At 49.9% G+C, this 18,120-nt stretch carries 20 protein-coding genes; 4 read left to right on the forward strand and 16 right to left on the reverse strand.

Translation table 11 applies throughout. The annotated features are described in order from the left end of the window. Nucleotides 1-13: 13 nt before the first annotated feature. The 4 genes from MRJ96_09350 to MRJ96_09365 all read right to left on the reverse strand — a co-directional run bounded on the left by MRJ96_09350 (nucleotide 14) and on the right by MRJ96_09365 (nucleotide 3,253). Nucleotides 14-562, reverse strand: a complete 549-nt coding sequence (locus MRJ96_09350; GenBank protein ID MDR4501639.1) for a hypothetical protein — start codon at nucleotides 560-562, stop codon at nucleotides 14-16. A 122-nt stretch (nucleotides 563-684) separates the two neighbouring features. Beyond that, nucleotides 685-1,179 (reverse strand): hypothetical protein, encoded by a 495-nt coding sequence (locus tag MRJ96_09355; GenBank protein ID MDR4501640.1) that lies wholly within the window; start codon nucleotides 1,177-1,179, stop codon nucleotides 685-687. A 723-nt stretch (nucleotides 1,180-1,902) separates the two neighbouring features. After that, entirely contained in the window at nucleotides 1,903-2,736 is an 834-nt protein-coding gene (locus MRJ96_09360) for an ROK family protein (GenBank protein MDR4501641.1), read from the reverse strand. Continuing rightward, nucleotides 2,702-3,253 (reverse strand): nucleoside deaminase, encoded by a 552-nt coding sequence (locus tag MRJ96_09365; GenBank protein ID MDR4501642.1) that lies wholly within the window; start codon nucleotides 3,251-3,253, stop codon nucleotides 2,702-2,704. The genes MRJ96_09360 and MRJ96_09365 overlap by 35 nt, the downstream gene beginning before the upstream one ends. A gap of 817 nt (nucleotides 3,254-4,070) precedes the next feature. On the opposite strand from MRJ96_09365, the gene MRJ96_09370 reads away from it, so the two are divergent. Continuing rightward, nucleotides 4,071-4,886 carry an SDR family oxidoreductase gene (locus MRJ96_09370; protein MDR4501643.1) on the forward strand — a complete coding sequence of 272 codons (816 nt, stop codon included), beginning with the start codon at nucleotides 4,071-4,073 and terminating at the stop codon, nucleotides 4,884-4,886. A gap of 100 nt (nucleotides 4,887-4,986) precedes the next feature. On the opposite strand, the gene MRJ96_09375 is transcribed toward MRJ96_09370, so the two are convergent. The 7 genes from MRJ96_09375 to MRJ96_09405 form a co-directional block, all read right to left on the reverse strand. Then, the gene (locus MRJ96_09375) at nucleotides 4,987-5,382 is read right to left on the reverse strand and encodes a hypothetical protein (GenBank protein MDR4501644.1); all 396 of its coding nucleotides are present in this window, start codon (nucleotides 5,380-5,382) and stop codon (nucleotides 4,987-4,989) included. 509 nt (nucleotides 5,383-5,891) lie between these two features. Continuing rightward, nucleotides 5,892-6,323: a hypothetical protein gene (locus MRJ96_09380; protein ID MDR4501645.1), complete on the reverse strand. Its 432-nt coding sequence runs from the start codon at nucleotides 6,321-6,323 to the stop codon at nucleotides 5,892-5,894. 127 nt (nucleotides 6,324-6,450) lie between these two features. Then, on the reverse strand, nucleotides 6,451-7,203 hold the full coding sequence (locus MRJ96_09385; GenBank protein ID MDR4501646.1) for a CPBP family intramembrane metalloprotease: 753 nt from the start codon (nucleotides 7,201-7,203) through the stop codon (nucleotides 6,451-6,453). Nucleotides 7,204-7,227: 24 nt separating this feature from the next. Then, a complete protein-coding gene (locus tag MRJ96_09390; protein ID MDR4501647.1) occupies nucleotides 7,228-8,451 on the reverse strand; it encodes an ABC transporter permease in 1,224 nt (407 codons plus the stop codon). Nucleotides 8,452-8,464: 13 nt separating this feature from the next. After that, complete coding sequence (locus MRJ96_09395) at nucleotides 8,465-9,175, reverse strand: ABC transporter ATP-binding protein (GenBank protein ID MDR4501648.1); 711 nt, start codon at nucleotides 9,173-9,175, stop codon at nucleotides 8,465-8,467. A 3-nt stretch (nucleotides 9,176-9,178) separates the two neighbouring features. Further along, nucleotides 9,179-10,321 (reverse strand): efflux RND transporter periplasmic adaptor subunit, encoded by a 1,143-nt coding sequence (locus tag MRJ96_09400; GenBank protein ID MDR4501649.1) that lies wholly within the window; start codon nucleotides 10,319-10,321, stop codon nucleotides 9,179-9,181. Between the two features lie 189 nt (nucleotides 10,322-10,510). Beyond that, nucleotides 10,511-12,070 (reverse strand): TolC family protein, encoded by a 1,560-nt coding sequence (locus tag MRJ96_09405; protein ID MDR4501650.1) that lies wholly within the window; start codon nucleotides 12,068-12,070, stop codon nucleotides 10,511-10,513. 369 nt (nucleotides 12,071-12,439) lie between these two features. On the opposite strand from MRJ96_09405, the gene MRJ96_09410 reads away from it, so the two are divergent. Then, complete coding sequence (locus tag MRJ96_09410; GenBank protein MDR4501651.1) at nucleotides 12,440-13,273, forward strand: hypothetical protein; 834 nt, start codon at nucleotides 12,440-12,442, stop codon at nucleotides 13,271-13,273. A 95-nt stretch (nucleotides 13,274-13,368) separates the two neighbouring features. On the opposite strand, the gene MRJ96_09415 is transcribed toward MRJ96_09410, so the two are convergent. Then, nucleotides 13,369-14,019 carry a protein N-lysine methyltransferase family protein gene (locus MRJ96_09415; GenBank protein ID MDR4501652.1) on the reverse strand — a complete coding sequence of 217 codons (651 nt, stop codon included), beginning with the start codon at nucleotides 14,017-14,019 and terminating at the stop codon, nucleotides 13,369-13,371. Nucleotides 14,020-14,052: 33 nt separating this feature from the next. Continuing rightward, the gene (locus MRJ96_09420) at nucleotides 14,053-14,382 is read right to left on the reverse strand and encodes a hypothetical protein (protein ID MDR4501653.1); all 330 of its coding nucleotides are present in this window, start codon (nucleotides 14,380-14,382) and stop codon (nucleotides 14,053-14,055) included. Nucleotides 14,383-14,699: 317 nt separating this feature from the next. On the opposite strand from MRJ96_09420, the gene MRJ96_09425 reads away from it, so the two are divergent. Further along, nucleotides 14,700-14,942 carry a ribbon-helix-helix domain-containing protein gene (locus MRJ96_09425; protein ID MDR4501654.1) on the forward strand — a complete coding sequence of 81 codons (243 nt, stop codon included), beginning with the start codon at nucleotides 14,700-14,702 and terminating at the stop codon, nucleotides 14,940-14,942. Further along, nucleotides 14,939-15,325, forward strand: a complete 387-nt coding sequence (locus MRJ96_09430; GenBank protein MDR4501655.1) for a type II toxin-antitoxin system VapC family toxin — start codon at nucleotides 14,939-14,941, stop codon at nucleotides 15,323-15,325. Before MRJ96_09425 ends, MRJ96_09430 begins: the two co-directional genes overlap by 4 nt. Nucleotides 15,326-15,404: 79 nt before the next feature. On the opposite strand, the gene MRJ96_09435 is transcribed toward MRJ96_09430, so the two are convergent. The 3 genes from MRJ96_09435 to MRJ96_09445 all read right to left on the reverse strand — a co-directional run bounded on the left by MRJ96_09435 (nucleotide 15,405) and on the right by MRJ96_09445 (nucleotide 18,120). Next, nucleotides 15,405-16,631, reverse strand: a complete 1,227-nt coding sequence (locus MRJ96_09435) for an aminotransferase class V-fold PLP-dependent enzyme (protein MDR4501656.1) — start codon at nucleotides 16,629-16,631, stop codon at nucleotides 15,405-15,407. Further along, nucleotides 16,606-17,463 (reverse strand): tryptophan 2,3-dioxygenase family protein, encoded by an 858-nt coding sequence (locus MRJ96_09440; protein MDR4501657.1) that lies wholly within the window; start codon nucleotides 17,461-17,463, stop codon nucleotides 16,606-16,608. The genes MRJ96_09435 and MRJ96_09440 overlap by 26 nt, the downstream gene beginning before the upstream one ends. A 78-nt stretch (nucleotides 17,464-17,541) precedes the next feature. After that, entirely contained in the window at nucleotides 17,542-18,120 is a 579-nt protein-coding gene (locus MRJ96_09445) for a TIGR00730 family Rossman fold protein (GenBank protein MDR4501658.1), read from the reverse strand.

Consider the following 18,120-nt stretch of genomic DNA (forward strand, 5'->3'; position numbering starts at 1 on the left):
GAAACGGCCCCACTCACTTCACGCCATTTTGCTCCTGCATACTCAAGATGAGCTCGCGCATTTCGGGTGGAGTATCGTTAAGCAATTCCTCATCTGTCAGGTACGTTTTTTCATCAGCAAATTCTTGTCCCGTCATATCTTCAAGATCTTGATCGGAATCATTTCTCTCCAGTTTGTTGGAAATAATCTGGACGTTAGTGTCAACAGGATGCGCCTCCGCTTCGCTCGTTCGACGTGAAACAATCATCACGGTCCGTACCGCACCTGAGGCGGGGTCCTTGCTCAGACCATAGTTCCATCCATTCAAGAGGCGATCGAGGCCTTGTTCAAGAGGCATATCAGTAAAGGCTTCAGAGATCACGGCATTGCGATAATCCAACGCATTCATAATAGCAATGTCGATACCTGCTTCCCATCCGATCTGCTCCATGACTCTCGCAAGTGAAGCATCCTCCAGGTTTACACTAAGATCATGACCACTTACTCTAACTTCAGCATGACAATCGAACGTAAAAAGCAGCCACATCCCAACGGCTACCCAAATAGAGACTGTTTTATTCATACGTCTGCTCCCTCACGGGTTACGCTAATGTAGCGTGAAGAAGAATTGTTTGACGATCGTTATTGTGCTATGCCTCCTTCCACCACGCTTGCTGTGGGGTGGAAGGAGGCAATCCCGATCACTTAGTTTGTTTCATACACGGAATAGGACACTACCGAGAACGATGGTACACCGGCAATTCTTTGGGGCAGACTACACAACACGTTGTAGATCCCCCCGCCTCCGGTATAACTAATGCTTGGGATAAACACATCACTGTTTCCACCAAAAAACTCGTCGCTATTCCCTGATTTGCTCGTGACATAACTTCCGTTCAACCCCCGAACATACGCAGTGCAAGAAATCGTGGCTGAGTTACTTTGATCTTTCACATCGACGATCACATACGTCAGTTTTCCACCTGATAACGTGTACGGAACCGGACAATATACTGTCGCAGACTGCGAGGCACTATCGTTGTACACGCCCTGTGAACTATACCGCACGTTATTAGACGCTGTGGGATTGTAGGGTTGACACATTGTTCCCGGGTACGTCGTGGTCTTTGTTTCGGCCTGAGCAGAGCCAGTACCGACCACTCCGACGAACATCATCACTCCCATCAATGAATACAGCATTGTTCTCATTGGGTTGCTACATACTTTCATACCTTAATTCCTTTCTTTTACCATCAACCCATATGAGGTTGAGGCATTAGATTGTTGTTTGACTGTTTTGCTCTTTTGCGGAACCGTGTATCACACGTTGCATGTGATAAGCACAGAATGTGCCGAACCATGAACGTCGCCAATCGGGGAAGCTCATGAAATGAAATCTCTCTTTTTATTAGAGGAAGTTGGGAGCAGAACGAAGGAGGTGATGGAGCCAGATAGGCGTATGAGCATGAAGTCAATAATGAATCTGATTCGATACATTGCGTATCGATAAAGATACTATCAGTGCAATTGCCGCGACGGCTGTGAATTATATTGCCGCCAAGTCCATCGTCAGTGGTCGATAATATGCTTATTAACGTTTAATGAAGAGAAGAAAAGGAGTGTATCGGCATGTGGCCGTTATTACACAGGTCATGGGGCCGGATGTGTCTCGGAATGGGAGTCTTTTTCGCCCTGATGATTGGGACAGGGATTTAAGAGGCAAAGCCCGCTGTTACCACTCTGCCTGGGCTCGTAGAATCAGCAACTCCCAACCATATCAATTCTCAAATTCTCAGGATCTCTCTTTAATCATATCGGGAGACATGAATTCTTCTCTGCACAGGAATGACGGAGCACTGCTCTTGTCACACAACTTGATGAGTTCGATGATTTTTAATTAGGCGATATGCGGAGACACAATAATCAACCTTTGGCGATGGTCTTGCGTCGAGATTTGCTCTTGGATTTTGGTGACTTAGTCTTTGATGGTTTGGCTTGAATCCATCGGTTCATGGGGTCATCCGCCCCCAAATTCCAAAATGCGATGCCCCCAAGCAGGCCAGCCGTGTTCGGAACGAGCGTGACCTTTTCAGGCAGGGTGAGTGTCACTTTTTTGCTGTTTCCACCGCCGATATAGAGGTGGTCAAAATTCAGGACAAGGTCCAGGGTTTCTATGGCCTTCTCGAGCCGCTTGTTCCATTTTTTTTTGCCAATTTTTTTGAGTGTTTCTTCGCCCAGTTGCTCTTCATAGGTTTCGCCGTCCCGAAACGGGTGATGCCCCAACTCTAAATTTGGGACTAATTTGCCATCGACAAACAGGGCCGATCCGAATCCGGTTCCTAACGTAATGACCAACTCGATATCTTTCCCACGAATGGCGCCAAAGCCCTGGACATCGGCGTCATTGGCGGCTCTCACAGGCCTTTGTAATTTGGTCGTGAGCGCACTGACCAGATTAAACCCTTTCCACAGGGCATTGCCGAGGTTGGGGGCCGTGTAGACGATGCCATGACGAATCACGCCGGGGAAGCCCACGGAAACCCGGTCGAATTCACCTTGTCCCTTCGCCAGTTCGACGATAGTCTTGGTTACCGCTGACGGACTTGCCGGTTTGGGCGTGGGAATGCGTCCCCGCTCGGTCAGGGGGCTTCCTTTTTCATCCAGAACGATGGCTTTGATGCCTGTGCCTCCGACATCAACCGCGAGGGTTTTCATCGTTCTTCTATCGTGTTTTCGTGTCTGACGGGTAGTGGCCATGATCATTCTCCTGTTGAGTGCCTTGCCGACCGTTGTAAATAATACCGCCAGCCTTTGCATACTCCTCTAATATCTGAGCAGCTTGCTTGCGGCCAATATCCTGCGTGACCGAGATTCCTCGTCCTTGAAGCGTATCGATCCAGTTCACCGGTTTGTCACCTTCATCAAATCCGATAGCCCGCGCATCTTCGTCCCGCGCCCCGCACACGACTGCGCGTATGCCGGACCAGGGTATCGCACCGAGACACATGGCACAAGGTGCGGTACTCGTGACGAGTTCGTATTGCCAACGATCATCCGCGCCGAGGTCATGATGCCCCACTGTCTGCTGCGCGAGGGTTATGGCCACGATCTCAGCGTGGGCAATCGAGGCTCGTGTGGACGTGACGAGGTTCACGCCAGCGGATATGAGAGTATGGGTTGAGCGCTCAAACACTCCTGCCGCAAACGGTCCTCCTGTCTGGTATTTCACGTTGAGTTGGGCAAGGTCAAGAATCATGTTCATCCGATCAGCCATGGTTTCATGAATCCCAGGGGATTCGCGAAGGTACGCAGGCAGCCAAGGGGGCAGTTGAAGAACATAAGAAGGAAAAGTTTCAAGCGGTTTGTGATTCATAGGCAGAGAGACAAGTTCTGGTGAGACGTCCTACCGGCAGATCGGAGGTTTCGAGGAACAGCGTACAATACTGTAAGAACGTTGAAAAGAGCCTGGGCCGATAACGATGAGGTCACGATGAGGATAGGTGGTTACATGGAAAAAGAATCGGGCTACTCATATCCATGTATGAGCAGCCCGATTGTGGCGTTTATGACGCCGTCTATGAGGTACCTCCATATGTCTTCTACCCATTTGTGGTTAGACACGGAGTCGTTCATTTTTTGTGATGGCCGGTTGATCGGTCTATATGAAGTGCCTTTCCATCGTGAACAACGGTATTGCCTTCACTGACCTATCCCTTATGAAAAGCGTGAAGTGGAATTCTTCCTCGTGCGATCCGGCACGATCTTTTTCAGAGGATAGGGACTTCAACTCGGCAAAAATGAAAACCCCGGTGCGGTAGGGAGGTGATCATGACCACAAACGGGGCTAAATGGCCAGGTGGAGTAGCGTCATCCATGGGAGACCTCCTTTTTTATGGCGGTTGAAAGGCCTCAAGGGATCATCGCTTTCATGCTCTGTCCTTATGACCTTTCTTCAGCGAAACATTGCTAATGCTACGCCTATCTTTAATAGATGTCAACAAGATAAATTATCAAATCTTCGAATCGTTTTCGGCTCCATGTGATCATGCTTCATGATGAGTCCGTTCCGATGGAATCCGATGGAGTAAGGAATGTTCAGTTTTCTTGAAAAAGTCGTGTTGATTACAGGCGCTTCAGAGGGGATCGGGCGCGCATTGGCGCTAGCCCTGGCGCCTTTACGGCCTAAGCTGGTGCTGATCGCCAGGAATGAAGAACGTCTTCAAGAGGTGGCGTCCGAATGTGAACAGTGTGGGGCCGCGACATGTGTCGTACCGGCTGATATCACGGAGGAGCAGGCATGCCGCCAAGTCATCGATCGTGCCGTTGGAGCCTATGGAGGCGTGGATGTGCTCGTGAATAATGCCGGTATGGCAATGCGGTCGACGTTCGAGGAAACGTCAGATCTTTCGATCTTTGAGTATCTCATGAAACTGAATTATTTAAGTGGCGTCTATTGTACAAAGTATGCGTTGCCATACCTGAAAGAAGCCAAAGGCCAAATTGTGGCTATTTCCAGCGTCGCCGGTCTCACCGGAGTCCCGACGCGAACGGGGTATGCGGCCAGTAAACATGCGATGATCGGGTTTTTTGAATCATTACGGATCGAATTAGCAGAGACGGGCGTGACGGTCACGATTGTCGCCCCGGATTATGTGCAATCTCAGATTCATGAACGGTCATTTGATGCTCACGGTCATCACATTGGAATCAATCCGGCAAATCGTCATACCTATCTCACCGCTGAAGCCTGTGCCGCCATGATCGTCAAAGCCATGGAGAAACGGCAGCGTTTATTGGTGACATCCTGGAGAGGTCGTTTGGGAAGAATCGTTCGAACGATTCTTCCAACCGTCATCGATGGGATCGCGAAGAAAGCTGTGGAGGAAGAAATGGACAGAAAAAACTAGAATAATGTTGAAAGAAAGGCTGCTTGGCTGAAATTTCTGTTGTTCTTTGAGAAATCAGCCAAGCAAAAACTTTTATTTAACCTAATGATATTGTGTATTTCTAGCCTTGGTCGCCTAGTTTTGTGTGAGCGACACTTTCAAATTTAACTGCTGTTCCCCGTACAGTCGTACACGTAAATGAGTATACATTGAAATAAGGAATGAAGCCATACAGGCTGCTTTCTGTGCTGACGTTGATCAAGGCGTCCCCACCCGTTTTCTCCAATGCTTTGTCGACGGCGGATGATGTATCCGATTCTCCAAACGGAATAATGGCTAGGATGAAGTGACGACAAGATTGCCCTTCGGCCGGCCCAAGTTCTTTAAATGTAGTATTTGTTGTCAGCAGTGAGCTCGGGTCAGCTGTGCTCTTGGTGACAATTCCTAGATTGCCAGTAGTACTACAGCCGGAAAGTGCAAACATACAGAGAATCAGTAGGTAAATAACTTGTCTCATCACGTTCTCCTTTTTTGTTGAATTAGCTATTTGTTCTACGAACTTCCAACATGAATAATGAAGTTCTCATCGCTTAATCATGGATGAGATGACTGTTGTACCAGAGGTGAAATTAGTGCGTTAGCAGACTTCTCATGATCGATCTGAGTCTGCGCAGATAAAAAAAACGAAGTCAAGACTTTGAGAGAGTTGATGGTTTTGGCGCAGATACTTGAAGTTATTCGTCGTCCTTGAAAAAACTTTTCCCAGAGTGTGTGAATGAGGAGAGTGTAGGCAACACTATCACCTTCTCGAATAGTCAGGGCTATTCTTTAGCGCCTGTGTGTTTTTGGGATTTCAATCGTCTTTGTTAATCAACTGGCGGTTTGATTCCAAGGGAGGATTCCAGGCCAGTCTGACAGTCCATGCACTCTTGGAAACTATTAGAAAAACGACTTTCGCAGGAAAGACAAGGTAACGTAGAAAATGAGAAATTCTGCCCAAAGCTTATGCAAGTGAGAGATTCGTAGCTAAGGCCTTTCTGAGGTCGAGGGGGTCGGCTGGGCTTCTTGCTGAATCACGTAAAAGTCTTTTTGCGTGATGAACTGCCCATTGGCATGTAGTCGAAATTCATAACGACCGGGTCCTGGAAGCACGACTGTGGAGATGTTCAGGCCGAAATCATGAGTCTCAAGACGGTTTTTAATTTGAATCGGTGAAATCGCGCCCTTCCCCACCGTTTGGTTTTTATCCAAGTAGACCAGCTCGATTTCAAATTGATACGCGCCTTCTGCATCGGTCAGGCAGAAATACACGCCCATTTGCGGATGTTGGCAAGGGAACGTTTTGGCCCACAGATGGGAAAATGCGCCAATGATGCTCTTCTTTCCAGTTAGGCTGTCGATAATGATCGTGTCGCACACGAGAAAAGCTTGGACGCTGGGTTTGACGATTTCCGACATAGGTGCCTCGGGTGTCAGGTTGGAGATGGTTACGTCACGAAGAAAGTCGTACCATACAATGGAGAACCTCTGTTTGTCAGTCACACCTTTGCTTTAAACGTCGAAGCCGTTCATCGCGAGGGACGAATCATGTAAGGGCTGCTTTGATCAAACTGTATAAGACGATGACTTCGACTGCGTGCGCCGTGATGACGCTGTACAGATTCCTGGACTGGACCCACATCCATCCCCAGACCAGCCCGTCCCATACGGCAATCCAGTGGAGGTGTTGAAAGGTGGCGACCATAAAGGGATCAAAGGCAAAAACGAGTGCGGAAAGAAGAATGGCGAGTAGAGGAGTGAAGGGTTTCCTTTTGCCATGGATTGTCCGAGAATGCCGTTGAAGGCTTGCCAGGCTAGTTATGAGTCGTCCGAGCAGAAAACCACGAAAATTCAATTCAACAGCGATGGCGATGATGACAATGGTCCAGGGGACCATCATCCATACGGGAGCTTGCGCATGTGGAGTATTCGTCAGGAACGTAATGTCTTTTCCCAAGAAGGGAACGAGATAGAGGATGATCCCCGTATTGGCGAGACCTAAGGTGAGCCCCACGAGACTTCCCATCCCAATTCCCTCCACAAGTTGATTCCTGCGCAGACCGATTCGTGTTGACACATGATCGTTTACGCAGGCCCAAATCGCGAATCCCAGATAGGCCAATAATTGTGGCATGAACTGTACGAGCGTTCGTTGCTGCTGAGCGTCGGGGAGAAGGTAGAAGGCGACGGTGCCAAAAAGTGGCAGCAGCACAAGACTTGTCCCCTTTTCTGCTTGGAGCTCTTCAGTCTGATCGTGATGATCATGGGGCCAGGCGAATGGAGATGAAGAATGCCGCATAGCCACACGCGTCACACGGTTGAACTATTGGTAGCGAAGGGCTTCAGCCGGGTCTAGCTTCGAGGCTTTGATGGCGGGATAGAGTCCGAAAAACACGCCGACGATCATCGCGAATGAAAAGGCGATTACGATGGCCGACGGCCGAATCACGGCCCCCCAATCACCACCGCCCGGCATCGCTTGAGCCACGAAATCCCCGAATCCATACGCGGCGATGATGCCCATAAGGACACCGATCAGTCCGCCAACCAAGCTGATCGTGATCGATTCAATGAGGAATTGAAGCAGAATATCTTGACGGCGGGCTCCGATGGCTTTGCGCAAGCCAATCTCTCGAGTGCGTTCGGTCACCGTGACGAGCATGATATTCATGATGCCGATGCCGCCCACGACCAGGGCCACGACGGCGATACCGCCGAGCACGATACGAAAGGTCCAGATGGTACGATCCACTGCATCGAGAAAATCGCCTTGGTTACGAACTTGTACGTCGTCCACGCCATCGTGGCGTTGAATTAAAAACGCATGGAGTTGTTCCATGGTTTGATCCATGCGATCTCGATCCGGTACGTGAACGATCATCGAACGCAAGGCATCCGTTCCTTGAAACCGGCGCAGGGCTGTGGTGACCGGGATAAAAATCATTTCGTCATAATTCGAGCCGTAGATGATTCCCTTGGGCTGCATGACGCCGATGACCATGAATCGCTGATCTCCGATATTGACTTCTTTCCCAATTGCGGACTCACTGCCGAACAGGCGTTCGGCGACTTCTTTTCCTAAGGTGACCACACGCTTCCATTCGGCGATGTCTGCTTGCTGTAAAAAGCGTCCTTGCTCCGCTTGAAAATTCCTTGCCATGGAAAACTCGGGAGAAGTTCCAGTGACTTCTCCGCTAAAATGGCGATCTCCTGCCTTGAGCTGCTGTTCGAGAAAGACGCGAGGGACGACGTGCAGATGCGGAAATTTGGCTTGAATCGCGATCGCATCGTCATAGTGTAATCCTGTCGAGCGTCCTTTGAATAATCGCTGTTCTTCTACGGTGAGGGATTTTTGCCAGACGAATAATAAATTCGTCCCGAGCCGTTCGATAGAGCTGACGAGCCAGAGTTGCCCGCCTTCTACGATGGCAATCATGGCTATAACGGAGGCTACGCCGATAATGACTCCGAGCATGGTGAGGGCTGAACGCAGTGCGTTGGCCGACAAATTCTTGAAGGCATCTAAGATGATTGAGCCGAGAATCATCGTCTTCTGTCGATCACGCCATGACCTGGTTTGCCGCTCTGAGACGTTCGTCGGATGATACTTTGCCGTCCGTTAAACTGATGCGACGTTCGGCCTGTGCGGCAATGTCTCGATCGTGGGTAATCATGATAATGGTTTGACCCTGTTGATGCAGGTCATGAAACATGGAGAGAATATCCTGCCCTGATTGGCTATCAAGATTGCCCGTTGGTTCATCGGCGAGGACGATGGCAGGCCGGTTAGCCAATGCCCTGGCGATAGCGACGCGCTGCTGTTGCCCGCCGGAGAGTTGATTCGTGAAATGGTGGGTGCGGTTCTCAAGGCCGACGCGGGTCAGCAGATCCAGAGCGCGCTGGCGTTGAGCTTCTCGTGAATGACCGGCATACAGCAGCGGGAGTTGGACATTTTCCAACGCGGTCTTTCGCGGAAGAAGATGGAAGGTCTGGAAGATAAACCCGATCTTTTGATTTCTGATTATCGTGAGCGCATGATCCGAGAGAGAGGTGATCCGCTCTCCGTCGAGCCGGTAGTCGCCGGAGGAGGGACGGTTCAGGCAGCCGAGAATGTCGAGCAACGTCGTTTTGCCACTCCCCGATTGGCCGACAATGCAGACGAATTCTCCGCGTTCGATGGAAAAATTTACATCGGTTAAGGCGGGAACCGCGATTTCTCCGGCCTGATACACTTTGCTGATATGCTCTAACTCGATCAGCGGTGGAGCCATGGGTTATCGTCTTGAGCGTTCGGTGCGTTTGAATGTTGGGATGACGACTTCATCGCCTTCCTCGAGTCCTTCTGCGATCACGGCTTGCGACGCTGTGCGAAATGCGACTCGAACTTTCCGTTCGGTGATCTGGCCGTTTTCCATGATGTCCACGATATCATCGCCATGTTCGGCCTTGAGAGATTCAAGAGGGACGGTCAGAACGTTATTCAGCGATTCGGTGATGATGTCGATGTTGGCCGTCAGCATCGGGCGCAATTCAGGGCTTGGCCGATCGATGGTGATGGTCACTTCATAGGTGACGATGTTTTCTTCCTTCACGCCTTGAGTGGAAATATGCGTGACCGTACCTTCAAACTGTTCTTGTAGTAACGCATCTAGGCGAATGTTTACGCGTTGACCGACTTTGACCCGCGCGATGCCGACTTCATTGATCTTGGCCACCACGACCATGTGATGTAAATCCGCGACACGCATGAGGACGGTTCCTCCCCCGACCGTGGCTGTTCCCGAGGTGATGATCTCGCCGGGCTGGACGAGCACTTCGAGGATCGTCCCGGATATCGGGGATTTGAGCTGAAATTCTTCGGGCCGGTTCGGTGAGAGCCGTTTGGTGAGATAACGTTGATACAGGGTTTGATTGCCGCCAAGGGCAAGCAGTAATTGACGTTCGGCTAATTCCAGCCGGACAAGAGCGCGGCGATGTTCCTGTCCCGCGAACTCCAGCTCTTTTTTTGCGATGAATCCCTTCTTGAATAGGGCCTGCGTTCGGACCAGTTCCAGCCTGGCCTTCTCGACGCTGATTCGTTCTTCTTGAATGGATGCACGAAGTTGGGCGGCTTGCCGTGCTTCTCGTGGTTCTTGCCTGATGACGGCGAGCAACTGGCCGGCCGCCACCTGTCGCCCGGCCGTCACGGAAAGCCGGGAAATTTCCCCGGAAAATTGCGACTTGATTTCGACTGTTTGTGACGGCTGAATGGTGCCGGTTTCGGAGACATGGGTCTGGATCGAACCTCGTGTGACGGAGACAAGCTTGACCGCTTCATCCTGTGTGTTTGGCTTACCGGAAAGTGGATCAAGAAACCAGACTACCCCGCCAATGACGAGGATTGACGAGGCTAGACTCATGATCGTCCAACGCTTCATGGAGGAAATGATAGAGCGGTTTTGTGACTCTTACGTCCGATGAATTAACGGCAATGGAATAGTGATACCCTATCATAACAGGCGGAAAAGACTTGAGGGAATGGATCGTGTGCTGAATGAAGAATGTTGTGTGGGGCATGAGGCCTACGTCGAGCTCTGTACAGAATGATACGGTAACGATTCTGCGTTCTATTGGAGGACGATGTGGTAGTCTTCCAACGCTGTTGCCGTCATACGTCGAAGGTTTGACAGCGATTGATTGTAATCGATGATCGCACGTTGTTCATTCCCGCGCGCAATGGCCAAGTCTCGTTGAAACTCAAGGACGACTCGCGTGGTGCTGAGGCCTAGTTGCAGTCGTTCCTGCTCGGCATGAAGCTGTTTTTCAGCGAGTTCACGAGCGGTTCGGGTGGTTTGGATTCGCTTGAAATCGGTGCGTACGCGGCGGACGGCTTCCTTGGTGTCAATGATGACCTGGTGGCGGATGCGTTGCAACGTGGCTTTGGCTTGATTTGTTTCCAAGACTCGCCGATTGTACTGACTTTGGGCCGACCGATTTCCTAGAGGATAACTCAGGATAAGACCGCCTCCAAAGTTATAAAAATCCCGGCTGGTGGTCCGATCCAGGGTATCTCCCGGGTTTTTCCCTAGACCGCTCAACCCGACATTTCCCTCGAAGGCAAGGCTTGGGAGCAGCTGATTCTTGGCTAAGTTTGTGTTGAGTGTTCCCGTTTCGATATTCTTTTGAGCTTGAAGTATTTCCGGGCGTTTTTGAAGCGCCAGCTCAAGCTCGTGGCGTAACGTTTGGGTGCGGGCTTTCTGCGTCGGTCTATCGGTGGCAATGACGGTGATCTCTTCCTGTAAGGTTTCTTCGGAAGGGCTGAAGAGACGATAGAGTTGATCTTCCTGGTCGTGTACGGCCTTTTGCGCGATTAAGACTTCTTCGACTCGACTCGCGACTCCTGCTTGCGCTTGCAACACTTCCACCTCGGCCATGACTCCAGCCGAGACCTTTGCCCGGTTTGCCGCGAACAACTCTTTGGCAGCCTTCAGCGTGGATTTGGCGACCTTCAGGTTTTGTCGCGAAAAAACCAATTCCCAATACGCGTGCTCCACGTCTTTGATCACGTTGAGGACTTGATCGACGAAAACATACTGTTCGGTCGTGGCGGCGTTCCGCGCGATATGAATTTGGGTGGTATTCACGTCGACGCCAAAATTACGAAGCAACGGTTGGCTCAAGTTTAAGGAGAGCGTATTGGTATAAGAGGGATTGAAGAGAAAGCTTGTTTGACCCGCAACGGAGTTTCTATTCGTGTCGAAGTGTAGGTCAAGGTTCCCGCCAGAGTATAATTTTTGAGTTAACCCGAGCCTCACATTCATATTGTTTTGATCGATTTTGTCCGGCTCCGACCCCAGTGTTGTGCCGCCGAGTCCGAAGATGGGTCGATTGAGTGGTGTCACGCTTCGATCATAGTTGGTTGACAGTTCGACGGTCGGATCGAATTGCGCGAGTTCCAAGACAATGTCGGTGAGGCGGGCATCTCGTGTTTGTCGACTGATCGTGATATCAAGATTCTCTTCGAGCGCGCGGAGGACGGCCTCTTGAAGCGTCAAGGTTTCAAGTGGCTCGGGGTCTATAAGGTTTGTGAGTTGGGAAGAGGTCGTCGATGTCTGTGCAAACGTAAAAGCGGCAGAAGAAAAAACCATGAACAGACTGAGAAGGCTGTTGCAGAAAAGTTGTCGCATGCTGATCCTCGCTGATCTATAGATCGTGGTGGCGCGACAGGCTCGTCCATGCATGAGTGTCGTCACGCTCAACATACCGAAAGCATGGAATCTTTGTATTGATTAGGTTTGGTTCAGGCTATCAAAGTCATTGAAGGCTCTGCAAACATCGAATGAACCATTTCATCCTTCACGTTGAGACGGCGCGTGAAATAACTAGTAAAAATACTACTCTTCATCCCAGCAAGCTATTGTCCTGATGCAGGCAGCGGACTGTCGAGAATAAGTACTTGTGGACAAGACCGGTAAATTCGTAAAATCGGGAAAGATCACCCATCGCAATGAGCGATGTATTCCATCATCCATTCGTTATTCTATAGAGGGAGTTGTATGAGCGTGTTGGATAAGATGCATACAAGGTGTTTGGCAACTGACGGATGTTTTCTGTCCGTATCAATAAAGCGGCGGATCCTTGGATTCCATACTATTGGATTGGCCACCGTTTTTATTTTTCTCTCTGTCGTGACCGGTGTGTGGGCGAATGCGAATGATGAGCCGCAAGAGCTTCCCAAACCCCAAATACGTACGACCCCTCCGCTGTATAAAGAATGGCGCTTTGATAAAGATGCGTTGGGTGCCCATCCTGTGGGATTCCAGAGTGGGGCGGTCAATGGACAGGCTGATGGACAATGGGTCGTTACCGAGGAGGCGACGGCTCCGACCAAATCTCAGGCAGTGCTTCAGCAGGCCGATTGTTCAGACGACTCGTGTTATTCCATTTTACTTGGCGATGAGACCGATGTGGCTTATGTTGATGTGTCAGTCCGGCTCAAGCTTCCCACGAGCGATACGATGGGAAAGGCGGGTATTGTCCTTGGCGCGAAAGATGAGAAAAATTTTTATGCGGCTGTGGTGACCCCGGACACGAAAACCATCGAAGCGTTCATCGTTCGCGATGGAAAAGCCACGTCATTCGGCAAGGCGCAAATCAAGCATGCGAAACAAGATTGGCATCATCTGCGAGTACAGCGAAGTCCGATGATGAGTCACGACCTCTTCAACGTGTATTTTGATCAGCATATGTTGTTGTCGCTCTCAGACTCGACATTCAAGGAAGGAAAGGTTGGATTGATTACCTGGGGAAAAGGCGACTATAGCTTCGATAATCTTCGAGCTATTGAATACGTGACGAATCTTCCCCTCTCCCGGCCACCGGCCTATTAGTCTTTTCCTGAAAGCTCTATGCTCGAGTCAGGCACAGGATAGAGGATGAACCACATGGCATCATCCTTTATCCCAACCTTGTGTTGAGGGAATGATCAGGGTGATACACTTTCCCTGGCCTGAAGCGCGTAGATGTATCCAGTTTTCCCACCGCCCGAGCGTTTTCTCAGTGCCTCGTTCAACGGACAGGGTTGCACAGACATGGCGAAATGTTCCTGGAAGTGAACCTCGATCGTATTCAAACCAAGTCGATTGGGATCGCAAAAAAAGGCCTTTCCGTCAGATTTGAGGGTGGAGCGGAGGACGTTCGATATTCCTGGCAAGTTTTTGGTGTCATAAAATACTTCGCTACCCATGACGATGTCGTACTTCCGAGGCATGGAGATTGAAGAAGACCAATCTAACGTGTGTGTATCAAACTGTCGAATCTGATTTATCCTGCATGTTTCTTTCACGCCTTCTAAAACGACCGGGACCATGTCGGAAAACGTGGTGAAGGCCCCCAACTGAGCAGCCACGACTCCCGCAAGGCCAACTCCGCAGCCGATTTCCAGGACGTGTTTTCCCGTCAAGTTTCCTGGAAAGTGCTCGTGAATGAGATATTCAGCCAGGGCGAGCTCGGATGGCCAGAGGCGGTCCCAATAGGCCCAGCCCAGAGATTCATCGTCACGTTGCTCCAATGGTGTTTCGTCGCCGATGTCTCGTTTGGTCTTAACGACGACCTGGATATCTCCAAGGCGAGGCAATGAAAAGGTTCTGATGCGACTCAATGAACAGGCCTAATTATCCGGAAGCTTACTTAATTCGGCGTGGACAAAAGATAAAATCTTCTCGCAATCCTCGATCATGCCATCGGTGACATTCATGCCGAGGGCGATCTCTTCTTCATCCAACGTGTCGACCAGGCCCTGGTTTTGTAGGAAATTCACGTCCCAGAATAGCAGGCCGATGTTTTCCTTTTTCCCATCTATTGTGACAACGGCATTGATATTGTCGCCATGTTCTGTCGGCGTATTCACAAATGTGGGTTTGACTCCGGCGCTAGAGGCTCGTTGAAGAAATTCCATGAACGTCTTGATACGGTTTAAGCTCGTAATATCTTTTTCCATGTATTGGCCTCTCAAGGTACTAACATAATGCCTATTGTGCTTGTGAAGCGAGACGTTTCAGTTTCGATATTCCACCATCCAGCCAAGTCACTCATACCCGCAAGCTGTACGTGCAAGTGTATTGGAAACGACTTAATGAACACCAGCCATAGAATGCTCTTCATTGTATGAACAGATTTTCGCTTGAGCTCATGAGCTCGATTGAGAACTTTTTATAACAGAACTCCTCAACAGGGACTGCTGTCTTAGAAGGCAAGTCTTGTGGACTTCGAGAAGTTAACATATAATACTAATGTATACATTACAGGGCCATTTCAATGATTCGAACACAAATTTATTTAACTGAACGTGAGAAGGATCAGTTAGAAGCCATAGCCAGTACTCGAGGGGTGAGGCAGAGTGAGCTCATTCGAGAGGCTGTTGATGAGTTGATCGAGAAGTATGCGCCTTCCCAGCGATTGGAGCGTATCAGGAAAGTACGCGGTCTATGGAAAAAAAGAAAAGATCTTCCATCGTTGCATGACCTTCGCAAGGGGTGGAACCGTAGGACTCCAAATTGACGCAGCGTATTCTTGTCGATACTGATGTCCTCATCGACTATTTTCGGGGTATAGACGTTGCGTGTGATTGTATTGAAGCGCATCTCGACCTCGTCTCCCTATCCGTCATTTCTGTTGCTGAAATCCGTGCTGGCATTCGAGGTAAAGGTGAGGGGGACGCACTCGAACAGTTCCTCTCAGTTATTCCAATATTTGATGTGACTCGAGTCATTGCTGAGAAGGCAGGGGACTGGGTGAATCAATTTGGTAAGTCTCATGCCGTCGAAATCCCTGATGCGTTAATTGCGGCGACCGCCACTGTACACGACCTTCAACTGAAAACGCTTAACATCAAGCACTACCCCATGTTTAAAGGCCTCGTTCCAGCTTATAAAAAGAGGTAGGTCTTTCCAGTTGCTGGCAGTTCTGTCAAAGAGTGTAGGAAGGGGCTAGGCGGCGGTCTGTGTTTTGAATGGTTTACGATCATTTGCTTCCAGTTATTTTGGCTATTTCGCTGGCGCATTTTCTCATTTCTTCATCCTTGGTCAAAATGTCTGGGCAGATGCGGAGAAGATTGTCGCGCGCGTCGATGACGATGCTGTGCGCTTTGAGTTGTTCGGCGATTCTCCTGGCCTCAGGATGAGTGACTGTCAAAAACGCGCCACGTCTTTCTGGCATTCCAAGCACATGTATTCCTCGTTCCAATAGTAACTCGGTGAGTCTGGCCTGTTGTCCGAGTGAATATTCGCGAAGCCGATCGACTCCGATGCCTTGCGTAAATGCCAGCCCAGCTTTGGCCTGATAATAGGGTAGGATTGGTGGCGTCGATTCCAGAAACGCATTGCCTCCTGATGCGAGGGCAGGGGAGTCGGGTCTCAGAAAGTCAAAGGGCGTTGGTTGTGCGAACCACCCTGTGTCCAATGTGGATAGCGTACCATCCAGATGTTTCGGGTGGATAGACAGCCAACAGGCTCCCGGCCCGCCTCGTAAATATTTATAGCACCCTCCAATCGCAAAATCCGCTCCTAACGCTTGGATGTTGATCGGTATGACTCCTACCGCGTGATAGAGGTCCAAGAGTACCCGGGAGCCTTGGGCCTGTGCTTCTTGAATGATCGCAGGCAAGTTCGTGAGATACTGGCCGGTGGAAAATAGCACCATCGAGACGATCAATAAGCTGCCCGGATGTTTTTTGACCACCCCGAGTATGTCGTCTTCATGGAAGATGCCTCGTTGATCGGAAGGAATCCAGTGTATGGCGATGCGATTTCGTTTAGCGTAAGTCTTGAGTATATGGTCAACGGAATTAAACTCTGCCGTGGTCGTTACGACGGAAGTTTTTTCGTCGTAGCAATTCAGTACTGCCCGCAATCCCTGCCCGGCGCTGGTTTTGGGAATGATACAGTCTTCCGACGGCGCGTGAATCAAATTGGCGATCTGCCTGCGAAACGTCTGGATTTCGGCTAGCCAGACATCCCAGGCCCCTTCCATGTCCGCATACCAGTATTCTATGGCCTGTTGTACGTCGGCGAGTGTTTGATCCGGGGGACGACCCAGCGAGTGATTGGCGAGATAGATTTCCGGTCGTCTCAGGACTTTTGAGAATAACGGATGAAGGTGAGCACGTAGGGATTGTTCATCTAACGGTCCAGGCCCAAGAGCCGTAAGCGCATCGTGAAGCCTTTTATTTTCCGATTTCTGTCCGGACATCGAGTAACTCAGGGAAAAAAGAAAAGTCGAGCGCTTGCTTGAGAAACTTGACGCCGGATGAACCGCCGGTGCCTCGTTTGTATCCGATCACGCGTTCGACGGTCTTGAGATGACGAAATCGCCACAGTTGAAAGTTTTCCTCCACATCCACTAATTTTTCGCACATCTCATAGGCATCCCATTGGGCGTTGGGATTGTCGTAGATCTGCTTGAATACGGGGACGAGTGCAGGAGTCCGGACGTGCGGAAGCGACCAGTCTCGCTCTAAGCAGGATCGAGGAATATCGTATCCCTGGCGACCGAGTGAGCATAAGAACTCATCGTAGAGGCTTGGGGCATGAAGCGTCTTTAATAAAAGCTGGTACAGTTTGTCATCGTGGCGGAAGACTTCGATGACATCAGCGTCCTTGTTTCCGAGGATAAATTCAATCGACCGGTATTGAATCGATTGAAACCCTGAGGCGTTTCCCAGAGAATTTCGGAACGCGGCATATTCATTAGGCGTGAGGGTTTCGAGTACCGCCCATTGCTCAAAAAGTTGCCGTTGGATTTGTTTGACGCGTGCGAGGATTTTAAAGCATGGGTTGAAACGATTGTGTTGGATATGGATCAATGCCGCTTGCAATTCGTGCAGAATCAATTTCATCCAGAGCTCGGATGTTTGATGTTGGATGATAAAGAGCATTTCGTCGTGATGCGGTGGGTCGCTGAGCGTCTGTTGCGCGGTCAGTAATTGATCGAGGTGCAGGTAGCCAGCGTAGGTAAGACGATCCCGGAAATCGAGCTGGATTTCTTTTTCAAGTTGACGTTTGTTGGAAGAATGTTCGGACATTGGGAAGATCCATGGATGGTATTGTGGAACTACCTCCACATGGTGAAGATACAATATCCCAATTTTTTCATGAATAGTCTATGGGCGGTCTAGGCTGGCCGAAGATATCTCCGTATGCGCCTTACCCTGCAAAAGATCCAACAGATGTTCTGGCTTCAGTGCTTCCATGACCAAATACCGGTTCACGGGCGTGACGAAGCCTTGTTGAACTTGATTGTCCATGAACGACAGGAGATCATCATAAAATCCTTCGATATTCAAGAGACCACATGGCTTTGAGTGAATGTTCAATTGCGCCCAGGTGACCATTTCACAAATTTCCTCAAGCGTGCCGAATCCTCCTGGCAGAGCGATAAACCCGTCAGAGAGTTGTTCCATGAGGGCCTTTCGTTCATGCATGGTTTGAACGATACGAAGGTCAGCCAATTCTCTGAAAGCGAGTTCCTTTTCGGCCAAAGCTTTAGGAATGATCCCAATGACTTCTCCTCCACCCTTCAGGACCGTTTCGGCCATGATGCCCATGAGTCCGATATTGCCTCCCCCATAAACGAGGCCGATCCCTCGTTTCAAGAACTGTTCCCCCAATTCTCGAGTGACTCGTTCATAGATGGGGAGGCTGCCTTTCGTTGACCCGCAAAATACACAAAGACGTTTCAT

The sequence above is a fragment of the Nitrospirales bacterium genome (assembly GCA_031315865.1).
Lineage (GTDB): Bacteria > Nitrospirota > Nitrospiria > Nitrospirales > UBA8639 > JAGQKC01.

Coding starts and splice junctions, on each gene's coding strand:
- MRJ96_09405 (MDR4501650.1), bottom strand. CDS start 12,070: ATGCGACAACTTTTCTGCAACAGCCTTCTCAGTCTGTTCATGGTTTTT.
- MRJ96_09355 (MDR4501640.1), bottom strand. CDS start 1,179: ATGCTGTATTCATTGATGGGAGTGATGATGTTCGTCGGAGTGGTCGGT.
- MRJ96_09435 (MDR4501656.1), bottom strand. CDS start 16,631: ATGTCCGGACAGAAATCGGAAAATAAAAGGCTTCACGATGCGCTTACG.
- MRJ96_09350 (MDR4501639.1), bottom strand. CDS start 562: ATGAATAAAACAGTCTCTATTTGGGTAGCCGTTGGGATGTGGCTGCTT.
- MRJ96_09440 (MDR4501657.1), bottom strand. CDS start 17,463: ATGTCCGAACATTCTTCCAACAAACGTCAACTTGAAAAAGAAATCCAG.
- MRJ96_09395 (MDR4501648.1), bottom strand. CDS start 9,175: ATGGCTCCACCGCTGATCGAGTTAGAGCATATCAGCAAAGTGTATCAG.
- MRJ96_09370 (MDR4501643.1), top strand. CDS start 4,071: ATGTTCAGTTTTCTTGAAAAAGTCGTGTTGATTACAGGCGCTTCAGAG.
- MRJ96_09390 (MDR4501647.1), bottom strand. CDS start 8,451: ATGATTCTCGGCTCAATCATCTTAGATGCCTTCAAGAATTTGTCGGCC.
- MRJ96_09410 (MDR4501651.1), top strand. CDS start 12,440: ATGAGCGTGTTGGATAAGATGCATACAAGGTGTTTGGCAACTGACGGA.
- MRJ96_09380 (MDR4501645.1), bottom strand. CDS start 6,323: ATGTCGGAAATCGTCAAACCCAGCGTCCAAGCTTTTCTCGTGTGCGAC.
- MRJ96_09425 (MDR4501654.1), top strand. CDS start 14,700: ATGATTCGAACACAAATTTATTTAACTGAACGTGAGAAGGATCAGTTA.
- MRJ96_09420 (MDR4501653.1), bottom strand. CDS start 14,382: ATGGAAAAAGATATTACGAGCTTAAACCGTATCAAGACGTTCATGGAA.
- MRJ96_09385 (MDR4501646.1), bottom strand. CDS start 7,203: ATGCGGCATTCTTCATCTCCATTCGCCTGGCCCCATGATCATCACGAT.
- MRJ96_09360 (MDR4501641.1), bottom strand. CDS start 2,736: ATGGCCACTACCCGTCAGACACGAAAACACGATAGAAGAACGATGAAA.
- MRJ96_09400 (MDR4501649.1), bottom strand. CDS start 10,321: ATGAAGCGTTGGACGATCATGAGTCTAGCCTCGTCAATCCTCGTCATT.
- MRJ96_09365 (MDR4501642.1), bottom strand. CDS start 3,253: ATGGCTGATCGGATGAACATGATTCTTGACCTTGCCCAACTCAACGTG.
- MRJ96_09445 (MDR4501658.1), bottom strand. CDS start 18,120: ATGAAACGTCTTTGTGTATTTTGCGGGTCAACGAAAGGCAGCCTCCCC.
- MRJ96_09375 (MDR4501644.1), bottom strand. CDS start 5,382: ATGAGACAAGTTATTTACCTACTGATTCTCTGTATGTTTGCACTTTCC.